Origin of the sequence: Streptomyces sp. NPDC014991 (assembly GCF_043080665.1) — a bacterium.
Classification (GTDB): Bacteria; Actinomycetota; Actinomycetes; order Streptomycetales; family Streptomycetaceae; genus Streptomyces.
Window position 1 is genome coordinate 513,870 of sequence record NZ_JBIBVY010000002.1, and the last position, 11,718, is coordinate 525,587.

General features: G+C 74.2%; 9 protein-coding genes and 1 tRNA gene. 4 read left to right on the top strand and 6 right to left on the bottom strand.

What is annotated here, in order from left to right; all coding sequences use genetic code 11:
- The first annotated feature begins 105 nt into the window (after nucleotides 1-105).
- The 4 genes from tmk (at nucleotide 106) to ACF1BE_RS06355 (ending at nucleotide 7,047) form a co-directional block, all read left to right on the top strand.
- The gene (tmk, locus tag ACF1BE_RS06340; RefSeq protein WP_392197790.1) at nucleotides 106-3,489 is read left to right on the top strand and encodes a dTMP kinase; all 3,384 of its coding nucleotides are present in this window, start codon (nucleotides 106-108) and stop codon (nucleotides 3,487-3,489) included.
- A gap of 415 nt (nucleotides 3,490-3,904) precedes the next feature.
- On the top strand, nucleotides 3,905-5,110 hold the full coding sequence (locus ACF1BE_RS06345; protein ID WP_392197791.1) for a DNA polymerase III subunit delta': 1,206 nt from the start codon (nucleotides 3,905-3,907) through the stop codon (nucleotides 5,108-5,110).
- Between the two features lie 106 nt (nucleotides 5,111-5,216).
- Nucleotides 5,217-6,821, top strand: a complete 1,605-nt coding sequence (locus tag ACF1BE_RS06350; RefSeq protein ID WP_392197792.1) for an alpha/beta hydrolase — start codon at nucleotides 5,217-5,219, stop codon at nucleotides 6,819-6,821.
- Nucleotides 6,822-6,973: 152 nt separating this feature from the next.
- Nucleotides 6,974-7,047, top strand: a tRNA-Thr gene (locus ACF1BE_RS06355).
- 152 nt (nucleotides 7,048-7,199) lie between these two features.
- On the opposite strand, the gene ACF1BE_RS06360 is transcribed toward ACF1BE_RS06355, so the two are convergent.
- From ACF1BE_RS06360 to ACF1BE_RS06385, 6 genes are all read right to left on the bottom strand, one after another.
- Nucleotides 7,200-8,162 (bottom strand): carbohydrate kinase family protein, encoded by a 963-nt coding sequence (locus ACF1BE_RS06360; RefSeq protein WP_392197793.1) that lies wholly within the window; start codon nucleotides 8,160-8,162, stop codon nucleotides 7,200-7,202.
- Nucleotides 8,163-8,383: 221 nt separating this feature from the next.
- Nucleotides 8,384-8,797, bottom strand: coding sequence for a holo-ACP synthase (locus ACF1BE_RS06365; RefSeq protein WP_392197794.1), 414 nt, complete (start codon nucleotides 8,795-8,797; stop codon nucleotides 8,384-8,386).
- Between the two features lie 33 nt (nucleotides 8,798-8,830).
- Complete coding sequence (locus tag ACF1BE_RS06370; protein ID WP_392197795.1) at nucleotides 8,831-9,991, bottom strand: acyl-CoA dehydrogenase family protein; 1,161 nt, start codon at nucleotides 9,989-9,991, stop codon at nucleotides 8,831-8,833.
- On the bottom strand, nucleotides 9,984-10,583 hold the full coding sequence (locus tag ACF1BE_RS06375; protein WP_392197796.1) for a hypothetical protein: 600 nt from the start codon (nucleotides 10,581-10,583) through the stop codon (nucleotides 9,984-9,986). The genes ACF1BE_RS06370 and ACF1BE_RS06375 overlap by 8 nt, the downstream gene beginning before the upstream one ends.
- Nucleotides 10,584-10,588: 5 nt before the next feature.
- On the bottom strand, nucleotides 10,589-11,434 hold the full coding sequence (locus ACF1BE_RS06380) for a hypothetical protein (protein ID WP_392197797.1): 846 nt from the start codon (nucleotides 11,432-11,434) through the stop codon (nucleotides 10,589-10,591).
- A 10-nt stretch (nucleotides 11,435-11,444) separates the two neighbouring features.
- Nucleotides 11,445-11,711, bottom strand: a complete 267-nt coding sequence (locus ACF1BE_RS06385) for an acyl carrier protein (protein ID WP_389584486.1) — start codon at nucleotides 11,709-11,711, stop codon at nucleotides 11,445-11,447.
- Nucleotides 11,712-11,718: the final 7 nt, after the last annotated feature.

Sequence of the window (11,718 nt, forward strand, 5' to 3'; positions counted from 1 at the left end):
CTCCGGCTTCGCGCCACGCACGCCCCGGCATCACTTTGATGTCGGGGCGTGCGCATGCCAGGACAGGCGAGGTGTGGTGTCGGCGGCTGCGGATAGGCTGAACGCATGACGCGAGCCGAGCAGCCAACGGCCCACCCCACAGCACCGGACGACGCCCTGGTCGCGGACTCCCGCGAACGCGCCGTCCGCTCCCTGCTGCGCCGACCGCAGTTGAGGCGCCTGTGGAGCGCGCAGCTGGTGAGCGGGGTCGGCGACACCCTCGCCCTTCTCGTGCTGGTCGTCCTGGTCCTCCAGGCGGCGATCACCGAGGGCGCCTTCGGCGGCGGCTACCGGGGAGTGGCCTTCGCGGTGGCGATGGTCTTCGCGGCGCGCATCCTTGCCACACTCCTCTTCGGTGCCGTCCTCCTCGGCCCGCTGACCTCACTCACCGCCCAGGAGGGCCCCCTCGACCGGCGCTGGACCATGGTCGGCGCCGACGGAATCCGCGCCGCGCTGCTGATCGTCGCGCCCCTGTGGATCGACTGGACCCCGGACGACGCGCTCGCCGTCCTGCTCGTCACCGCCTTCGTCACCGGCGTCGCCGAGCGGCTGTGGACGGTGTGCCGGGAGAGCGCCGCCCCCGCCCTGCTGCCGGCCCCACCGCCGGAGGGCGCCACCGTACGGCCGCTCCCGGACCACCTGGACGCCCTGCGCCGCCTGGCACTGCGGACGACCTTCCTGGCGGTCCCGCTGGCCGCCGCCGCACTGGTCGTCGCCGGTCTGCTGAACAACCTGCTGGGCACCGGCGTGGCCTGGTTCGACCAGCACCAGGCGGCCCTCGGGTCGTATGTGGCGGCAGGCCTGTTCGCCGCATCCCTGGCCGTGCTGACCGCCCTGGAGCTGCCCGGCACCCGCACCCCGCGTGCGCGGTCCCCGCTGGAGGGCCTGCGCCGCCCGCGCACCGGCACCGGCGTCGACAAGGGCCGCACCGGCGCGGTGCCCCTGCTCGTCCCGGCCTGTGCCTCGGTCGCCGGCGCGATCGCGGCGGCCGTCGCGGTGTGCGTGCTGCACGCCAAGGACCTGGGCGGCGGCCCGGTGCTCTACGGCCTGCTGGTGCTGGGCCTGACCGGAGGTGTCGGCGTCGGCATCCGTACCGCCCCCGCGGTGCTGCCCTCGCTCTCCCGGCGCCGCCTGCTGGCCCTCGCCATCGCCGTCACCGGCATCGCCCTGCTGGCCGCCGGCCTGGTCCCGGACGTCACGACCGTGCTGCTGATCGTCACGCTGGCCGGCGCCGGCGCGGGCGTGGCCGCCAACACCGGGCACACCCTGCTCGACCAGGAGACCGAGGACTACCGCCGGGCGCGCACCACCGAGCACCTGCACGCCGTGGTCCGGGTCTTCATAGCGCTCGGCGCCCTGATCGCGCCCCTGGTCGCCGCGCTGATCGGCCCGCACCGGCTGGAGAACGGCAGGTTCGTCTTCGCACACGGCGGGGCCGCCTTCACCCTGATGCTCGTCGGCGCGCTGCTGCTGCCGGTGGCCGCGCTGGTGCTCGCCAAGGTCGACGACCGGTCCGGCGTCCCGCTGCGCCAGGACCTCAAGGACGCGCTGCTGGGCGGCGACGACCCCGTCACCGCACCGGCGGTGAACGGCTTCTTCATCGCCCTGGAGGGCGGCGACGGCGCCGGCAAGTCCACCCAGGCCGAGTCCCTCGCCGAGTGGATCCGCGCCAAGGGCCACGAGGTCGTGCTCACCCGGGAGCCCGGCGCCACCCCGGTCGGCAAGCGGCTGCGCTCGATCCTGCTGGACGTGTCCTCGGCGGGCCTGTCGCACCGCGCGGAGGCACTGCTGTACGCCGCCGACCGCGCGGAGCACGTCGACACGGTCGTACGCCCCGCGCTGGAACGTGGCGCGGTGGTCATCTCCGACCGTTACATCGACTCCTCCGTCGCCTACCAGGGCGCCGGCCGCGACCTCTCCCCGACCGAGATCGCCCGCATCAACCGCTGGGCCACCGACGGGCTCGTCCCGCACCTCACCGTCCTGCTGGACGTCTCCCCGGAGACCGCCCGCGAGCGGTTCACCGAGGCGCCGGACCGGCTGGAGTCGGAGCCCGCGGAGTTCCACGCACGCGTGCGGTCCGGTTTCCTGACGCTGGCCGCCTCCGACCCGGGCCGCTATCTGGTCGTGGACGCCGGACAGGAGCCCGAGGCCGTCACCACCGTGATCCGGCACCGGCTGGACACCGTGCTGCCGCTCTCCGAGGCCGAGATCAAGGCCCGGGAGGAGGCGCGCAGGAAGGCCGAGGAGGAGGCCCGGCGCAAGGCCGAGGAGGAGGCCGCGCGCAAGGCCGAGGAGGAGCGCCTGGAACGCGAGCGCCAGGAACAGCTCGCCAGGCTGCGCGCCGAGGAGGAGGAGCGCAAGCGGCGCGAGCTGGAGGAGGCGCAGCGGCGCGAGGCCGAACGGCAGGCGGAGGAGGCCCGGCTGCGGGCCGAGGAAGCCGCCCGGCGAGCGGAGGAGGAGCGGCAGCGGCTCCTCGCCGAGGAGAAGGCACGCGCCGAGGAGGAGGCCCGCCGCAGGGCCGAGGAGGAGCGGCGCCGCAAGCAGGCCGAGGAGGAGGCCCGCCGGCGCGCCGAGGAGGAGGCCCGCCAGGCCCGGTTGCGTGCCGAGGAGGAGGCGCGCCGGCTGGAGGCGCAGCGCAAGGCCGAGGAGGCGTTGCTGCGGGCCGAGGAGGCCCGCCGGCGGGCCGCCGAGGCGGCGGCGGCGGCCGACGTGGCTGCCCGCAGGCCCAGCGCCCCCCTGCCGGCCACCCCGACCGCGCCGGGCGTGGCGGACGAGGCGGTCACGGCCCCCACGCCGGTGGTCTCACCGGGCGCGGACCGGCGCCCCAGGGAGGGGCGGGGCTTCGACGGGCTGCGTAAGGACGTGCGGAACACGGACGACACCACGGTGCTGCGGCCGGTGCGCGAGGAACGCGGCGGTCCTGCCGAGGACGCGCGGCGGCCCCATGCCGATGCCGAGGTGACCGCCGAGCTGCCGCAGCCGCCGGTGACGCCGGGTGTGGCGGACGAGACGGCCGTCCTGCCGCCGGTGTCCGTGGAGGACACGGCCAAGCTGCCGCCGGTGTCGGTCGAGGACACGGCCAAGCTGCCGCCGGTGGTGGATCACGGTGCGGCCGACGAGACCGCCGTGCTGCCGCCCGTACGGGACGACGACCCGGCGGGCCGGGTGCCGCCCGGCTTCTTCCGGGACGAGCGGCCAGGCCGGCAGCGGCCGGGTACGGGTCCCGACGGCTCCGAGGGACGCACCCGCGAGATGCCCCAGATCGACGCCGACGGCACACCGCGCCGTCGCCCGCGCTCCGACTGGGCCGAGGAAACCCCGCTGGACGACCTGCCGACCCTGGCGGACGAGCTGCTGGGTTCCTACGACGAACAGCCGCACGGTGACCAGGGCAACACCGACGAACAGCGGAACAGCGGGGGCCGCGGCCGGGGCCGTCGCGGCTGAGGACGGATGCGGGCCGGAGGCGGGGCGGGGGCCGGTTCCGCCCCGGCACCGGTCGAAGACGGGGACTGGTTCCGCCCCGGCACCGGTCGAAGCGGGGACCGGGTCCTGCCCGGCGCCGGACGAGGCCGGGCCCGGGGCCCGGCCGGCCGCCGGTCGAGGTCGGTCGTCCCGCGGCCGGCGGTGCCACGTGCCGCGTCCGGCGGACATCGGTGAGGGCCGCCGGCTGTGCCGGGCATCGGCGCGGGCGGTGGCCGCCGGGCACTTCCCCGCGGGCGGCGGTGCCCGCAGGGCATCCTCCAGGGGCCGCGGGCCGGCAGGGTGCCGCCTCGCGCCGGTCGGGCCGGCCTCCGTTGTCGGACCTCGCCCGCACAATGGAGTCCGGAACGTGGAGTGTGACGGAAGGGCGGCGTGACCCATGACCGTGTGGGACGACCTCGTCGGGCAGGAGAAGGTGAGCGCGGTGCTGGATGCAGCCGCGCGGGACGCCGATGCCCTCGTCACGGCCGCCGCGGCGGACGAGCCGCCGCCGGAGGCGTCGAAGATGACGCACGCCTGGCTGTTCACGGGCCCGCCCGGCGCGGGCCGGAGCCAGGCGGCGCGGGCCTTCGCCGCCGCTCTCCAGTGCGTGAGTCCCGACCGGGCCCTCGGCGGGACCCCCGGCTGCGGGTTCTGCGACGGCTGTCACACCGCGCTGCTCGGCACGCACGCGGATGTCACGACGGTCGCCGCGGTCGGCGCGGAGATCCTGGTCAGGGACATGCGGGACACGGTCCGCAAGTCGTTCACCGCCCCGGCGACCGGCCGCTGGCAGATCATCCTGGTCGAGGACGCCGAGCGGCTGAACGAGAAGTCGGCCAACGCCGTCCTGAAGGCAGTGGAGGAGCCGGCCCCCCGCACGGTGTGGCTGCTGTGCGCCCCGTCCGTCGAGGACGTCCTGCCCACCATCCGCTCCCGCTGCCGGCACCTGAACCTGCGCACGCCGACGGTCGACGCGGTCGCCGACATGCTCGTACGCCGAGACGGCATCGAGCCGGAGGTCGCCGTCGCCGCCGCCCGCGCCACCCAGGGGCATGTGGACCGGGCCCGCCGCCTCGCCACCGACCCGGCGGCCCGCGAGCGTCGCGCGGCGGTGCTGAAGCTGCCGCTGCGCCTCGACGAGGTCGGCGCGTGCCTCAGGGCCGCGCAGGAGCTGGTCGACGCGGCGGCCGAGGACGCCCGGCAACTCGCCCAGGAGACGGACGGCAAGGAGACCGAGGAGATGAAGGCGGCGCTGGGGGCGGCCCAGGGCGGCCGGCTGCCGCGTGGCACGGCGGGAGTGATGAAGGACCTCGAGGACATGCAGAAGCGCCGCAGAACGCGTACGCAGCGCGACAGCCTCGACATCGCCCTCGGTGACCTCACCGCCTTCTACCGCGACGTCCTCGCCCTCCAGCTCGGCACCCGAGTGGCGATCGCCAACGCCGACGCCGGGGACGCCCTGGAGCGACTGGCCCGCGCCGGCGCCCCGGAGTCCACCCTCCGCCGTATCGAGGCGATCGCCGCGTGCAGGGAGGCCCTGGACCGTAATGTGTCCCCGCTGCTGGCCGTGGAGGCGATGACCATGGCCCTGCGGGCGGGGTGACGGTTCGGCCCGGTCGCCGAGGGGGACACGGTGGTGGGTGTCCCCCGTACGAGCCACACTTCGCACAGAACGCACCCGCCCTGTCGCGCACCGTTACGCTCGCCTGATGCACACCAGGCCATCCCCCCATCGGATCCGTGCCGTCCGTTCCCGGACGACGGCCCGTCTCACGGCCTCCCTCGTCGCGGCCGCCGCCCTGCTCGTGTCCGCCTGCTCACCGGAAGGTCCCAGCACGGCGAGAGGCGCGACGGTGGACGCGGCGCTGGCCGCGCTGCCGCGTTCGACGCCGTCGGCGCTGACGTCGTACTACAGCCAGCGGCTGCGATGGCACGACTGCGGAGTACCCGGCTTCCAGTGCGCCACGATGAAGGCCCCGCTGGACTACGCCGAACCCGGTGCGGGTTCCGTCCGGCTCGCCGTCGCGCGCAAGAAGGCCACCGGGAAGGGCAAGCCGCTCGGCTCGCTGCTGGTGAACCCGGGTGGTCCGGGCGGCTCGGCGGTCGGCTACCTCCAGGAGTACGCGGGCATCGGCTACCCGGCCAAGGTCCGGGCCCGTTACGACATGGTCGCGGTGGATCCCCGGGGCGTCGCCCGCAGTGAGCCCGTCCACTGCCTCGACGGGCACCGGATGGACGCCTACACGCAGACCGACATGACCCCCGACGACCAGCGGGAGCAAAAAGCGCTGGTCAAGGCGGACCGTGAGTTCGCGGAGAGCTGCGGGGCCCACTCGGCGAAGCTGCTGCGGCACGTCTCCACCGTCGAGACGGCCCGCGACATGGACATCCTGCGGGCGGTCCTCGGCGACCGGAAGCTGAACTACGTGGGAGCGTCGTACGGCACGTTTCTCGGGGCGACGTACGCCGGACTGTTCCCTGCGCGGGTCGGCCGGATGGTGCTCGACGGCGCCATGGACCCGTCCCTGGACGCCCGCAGGCTGAACCTGGACCAGACGGCGGGCTTCGAGACGGCGTTCCAGGCGTTCGCGAAGGACTGCGTACGGCGCTCCGACTGCCCGCTCGGCGGGAAGGGGACGACGCCCGCACAGGCCGGCGACCACCTGCGGGCGTTCTTCCGCAAGCTGGACGCCCACCCCGTGCCCGCGGGTGACGCGGACGGCCGCAGGCTGGGGGAGTCACTGGCCACCACCGGCGTGATCGCGGCGATGTACGACGAGGGGTCCTGGGAGCAGCTGCGCGCGGCGCTGACCTCGGCGATGCGACACAACGACGGGGCGGGCCTGCTGGCCCTCTCCGACAGCTACTACGAGCGGGACACGAGCGGCCACTACAGCAACCTGATGATGGCCAACGCCGCCGTGAACTGCCTGGACCTGCCGCCGGCCTTCACCGGCCCGGAGGAGGCGCAGAAGGCGCTGCCCGCGTTCGAGAAGGCGTCCCCGGTCTTCGGCCCGGGCCTGGCCTGGGCGTCGCTGAACTGCACGTACTGGCCGGTGAAGGCGACGGGTGAGCCGCACCGCATCGAGGCGAGGGGCGCGGCGCCGATCCTGGTGGTCGGCACGGTCCGCGACCCGGCGACGCCCTACCGCTGGGCGCAGTCCCTGGCCCGCCAGCTCTCCTCCGGCCGCCTCCTCACCTACGTCGGCGACGGCCACACCGCCTACGGCCGCGGCAGCGCCTGCATCGACTCGGCGATCAACACCTATCTCCTCCGCGGCACCCCGCCGGCGTCCGGCAAACGCTGTTCCTAGGCCCTCTCGTTCGGATCAGGCCGGATCCGAACGAAAGACCCCAGCCCGCGCCGCCCGCCCCGGTGCCACCCGCTCCGGGGCGGGTACGAAGCACCACGGGAAACTGTGTAGACTTACCGACGTTGCTGATCGCACCATGGTGCGGACAGCGCGCCGCTTTAGCTCAGATGGCCAGAGCAACGCACTCGTAATGCGTAGGTCTCGGGTTCGAATCCCGAAAGCGGCTCGGATCAACCCCAGGACTCACTCGCCGTGACCTGGGGTTTTTCTTATTTGTGGTCGGTGGACCGCCTCACGCCGGACATCCGCGGGTGTCCTGCGGTGACGACCGAGCAGTCCGTGTGCCGCCTGTCCGGGAGGGTGGGCGGCGCGGCGGGGTTACGACGTCCGGCCGGCGGGAGTCGGCGCGTACGCCTTGTCGGTCCTGGCGGACAGGTCGGCGGCGGTCAGCTCGTACTCCTGGGTGCCCACCGATTCCAGGACGACCGTCGCCAGCGCGCACCCGAGCCGGGCGGCCCGCTCGGGGGTGTGGCCCCAGGCGACGCCGGCGAGGAAGCCGGCGCGGAAGGCGTCGCCGGCTCCGGTCGGATCCAGCGGGTGGCTGGTCGCGACGGCGGGGATCCGCAGGGCCGGCTCACCGGCGCGGGCCATGGCCGCGCCGTCCGGACCGAGGGTGGTCACCCAGGTTCCGACCCGGTCCAGGATGTGTGCGGGGCTCCAGCCGGTGCGCTGTTGGAGCAGGGCCGCCTCGTACTCGTTGGTGAACAGCAGCCGGGCGCCGTCCACCAGTCGGCGGGTCTCGCCCGCGTCCAGCCGCGCGAGCTGCTGCGAGGGATCGGCCGCGAAGGGGATTCCCAGGCTCCGGCACTCGTCGGTGTGGCGCAGCATCGCCTCCGGGTCGTCGGGCGCGATCACCACCAGGTCCACCCCTCGCGCGTCGTGGGCCACCGCGGCCAGGTCGATGTCTCGGGCCTCGGCCATGGCGCCCGCGTAGAAGGTGGCGATCTGGTTCTGGTCCGCGTCCGTCGTGCACACGAAGCGGGCCGTGTGCGCCGAGGCGCTGATGCGCACCGGGCCGGTGTCCACGCCGGCGCGTTCCAGCCGTTCGCGGTGGTCGGCGAAGTCGGTTCCCGCCGCCCCGACCAGCAGTGGACGCAGGCCGAGCCGGCCGAGGCCGAAGGCGATGTTCGCCGCGACGCCGCCCCGGCGGATCTCCAGGGTGTCGGCCAGGAACGACAGGGAGACACGGTCGAGCCGCCCGGCGACCAGTTGGTCGGCGAACCGGCCCGGGTAGGACATCAGGTGGTCGGTGGCGATGGAACCGGTGACGGCGATACGCACGGCGTGCTCTCCTTCGGCCTGCGGTCGGGCGGGACGGGTCAGATGCCGGCGGCGTCGCGCGACGCCCGGGCGCGGGTGCGCTTCCTGGTGGGGTCGGGCGGCACGCGGCCCAAGTGCCCGTTGGCGGTGGCCTGCGCGTGGACGGGCCGCGGCAGGTCCTGCGTCGATCACGCTGTGGCCGGACGAAGAGGGGTGGGGGTGTCGCGGCCGCGCCGCGCGGTTCAGCGCGAGGGTTCGCGGGCTTCGGTGCCGGCGTGCGAGGCGGCGGGCACGCCGATCGCGACGGCGACGACCACGCCCTTCTTGTGCGTGACGGACACGCTGATGCCGGCGATGCCACGATCGCGGGCATGCCGCGCCGCCGCGCCGGAGAGGCGGACCTGCGGGGCCCCGCTGTCGGCCCGCAGGATGGCCACCTGGCGGGGGGTCACGCCCGCCCCCACGCCGGTGCCGATGACCTTCAGTACCGCCTCCTTCCCCGCGAAGCGCCCGGTCAGGAACTCATGGGCTCGCTCCGCGCCGAAGGAGGCGGCGGTCCGGAGTTCCTCCGGGGCGTACGTGTAGTCACGGAACCACGGACGGGCGAGCAGGGCCGCCAGCTCGTTCTCGTGCGTGACGTCGACACCGATCCACACCGTGTGTTCCCCCTGCTCCTTCGCGGTGTCCCGCTAGTCGAGAAACGTCCTCTTGAGCACGCCCTGGAAGACGGCCAGCCGCTGGATGTGGCCGGTTCCCTCCATGAACTCGAAGGCCCGCGCGTCCCGGTACAGCTTGTTCAGCAGCGGGTCCTCCAGGAGCGCGCCGGGGCCCATCAGGTCCGCGGCGGCCAGCGTGCAGCGTTCGGCCAGCTCCGCGGCACGCGTCTTGACCCCGGCGACGCGGTCGGCGCGCACCCGGCCGGCGTCGATGGCCGCGGCGACCTCGTAGTTCTGCCGGCGTACGGCGGTGAGCCGGTCCTCCAGGTCCTCCAGCCGGGCCCGGGCGCCGCCCGCCAGGGCGGGGCGCTGCTCGCGTACGTGGTCCAGCACCGCGCGGCACAGCCCCACGATGGTGCCGGCCAGCACCGGACGGAACCGCTGGAGGGTGCGGATGGCGCCGATCAGCCCGCGCCGGCTGGGCTTGAGGCTGTCGTAGCCGAGGATCTGCTCACGCTCCACGCGTACGCCGTCGAGCCTGATGGCGGAGATCCGCGCCCCGCGCATGCCGACGGTGGGGATCGGCTCGGCGTGGAATCCGGGAGCGGCCGTGTCCACCAGGACCGCCTCGATGCCCAGCGGCCCGGGCGCCCTGCGGCAGAACACCACGCCCAGCTGGGCGTACGCGGCGTTGCCCACGTACCGCTTCTCGCCGGTGAGGCGGAAGCCGTCGCCCTCGGGGACGAGCGTGGTCTCCAGCTCGGTGGCGGCCGATCCCTTGGCCGGTTCGGTGAGCCCGAAGAACGTCCAGACGGGCTCCGGTCCGGCCATGCGCTCGTAGTAGTGGTGGCGCTGTTTGTCGTCGCCCAGGGCGCCCACCGCCACCCCCGACATGAGGGGACCGGGGCAGGCGAGCATGAATCCCGCGTCGCCGTAGCTCAGCTCCTCGATGGTCACCGTGTGTTCGAGGCAGGAGCTCATGTCGTAGGTGTGCGCGCCGACGCGCAGCGGGGAGTCGAGGTACTCGGCCGGTATGGTGCAGCCGCGCATGATGTCCACGGCGGGCAGTCCCAGCCAGCGGTCGATCGCCTCCGGGTCGCGGTCGATCTCCAGGCCGATCGCGCGCAGTTCCCGGCCGGCCTCCCGTACGTAGGAGCGCAGTGCGGCGATGCGCTCGCCGGTGGGCTCAGTCATCTCCGGCCTCCGGTCCCGGCTGCTCCGGGCGCAGGTAGATGTTGCCGAGGATCTCGGTCAGGTACAGGACGGTCCCCGGTCCCCCGGCGACGAAGCCGCCGGCGCCGTACAGCTTGAGGGCGGTGCGGCCCGCGTTCACCAGGTCCCGGTGGATCCGCCAGCGGCGCCACGGGGTGCTCATGGGCAGCTCGCGCAGGTCGTCCGCCTCCGACAGGGCGAGGGCCACATCGGCCACCGCGCCCTGGACGAGCTGGCGGTTGAGCAGGCTGACGCCCTCCGAGACGCGTTCGTCGAGCCGGGTGACCGCGCCGTCCAGCACCTCGCGCAGGGTCTGCCGGTGCAGTCCGATCAGCTCCTGTGCGAACGCCTCCTGCCGGCGGTCGGCGGCCGGGGTTCCGCCGCGCTGCGCCATCAGCGCTCCCGAGCTGCCCGGCACCTGTGCCCCGGCGGTCACCCGCGCCGGCGAGGCGACAACCCAGCCGCCGTGGGAGACCACGAGGCCGCCCGAGGTCACCTTGTCGTGGCAGGCGTCCAGCGCGGCGGCGAAGTCCCGCAGGGCCGTGTCCGGGGAGGTCGTCGTGGCGCTGTCCACCGGCGTCACCGTCCCTCACCGCCTGCCGTGCCCGGGACCGCGTCGTGACCGTCCGACCGCAGCACGGCGAGGTGGCTGTCCCCGGAGCGCGGGTCGGTGTCGCACAGCACGACCGTCGGGTACTCCTGCTGCCAGGAGCGCCAGTGCCGGGCGAGTGCCAGCCAGACGCTGGTGCAGTACGTGCCGTGGCCGGCCTGGTAGTGGTGGCGGACGCCGTCGAGCGCGGCCACGTCCAGCCAGGGCCCGGCCACCACCAGGGTGCCGTCCGGCTCCTTGCCCGCCACCTCGCCGATCCGGGCGGCCACCGGCTCGGTGGCGGGGACCGCCTCGACTTCGGTCACCCGGGGCCCGCCGTCCCGGCCGAACCGGAGCATGACCCCGGAGTCCACCAGGTGGTTGTCGTGGACCAGCGGGAACCGGGTGGGCAGGGTGGTCTGCTCCAGGACGGCGAGCACCGCATCGAGGCTGCGGCCGGCGCGCTGGAAGGCGGAGATGATGCGCAGCGCCGTGAACGGCGCCGCCAGGCCCTGCTGGTGGATGCCGAAGTTGGTGGCACGGCCGCCGAGAAGCCGGTCGAGGTAGGGCGAGATCGCGGTGAACGGGGTGACGTCCGGCAGCGCCTGCGTCACGATCACCAGATCGGGCGCGCTGTCGCCGGTGTCACCGGCCGTCACGAGCCGGTCGATCAGGTCCCGGTGGCGGACGTTCGGTCCGGCGCGCAGCAGGTCCTCCTCCACCTCCAGCCCGAACGGCTCGACCAGGTCGCGGTAGTAGGAGAGGAGGGACGGGTCGTCGTCGTAGGGCCTGCGCGGTGGGGACACCACGGCGCAGGCGGCACGCAGAGTGGGCATCGCCGTCGCCTCATCCCTCGCCGGTGGTCTGCGCGGCCTGGGACAGGACGTAGTCGGTGAGCGATCCGACCGACTTGAAGTCGTCCATGTCCAGGTCCTCGGGGTCCACCGATATGTCCACGGCGTCCTCCAGTGCCATCAGCAGTTCCAGGACGGACGTGGAGTCCAGATGCAGGTCCTCGAAGAGGCGTACCTCCTCGGTGAGGCCGGTGACGGGGCGCTCCAGCACCTCGCTGAGGGACTTCTCCACCGCCGAGATCACGCTGCCGCGTTCCATTGCCAGT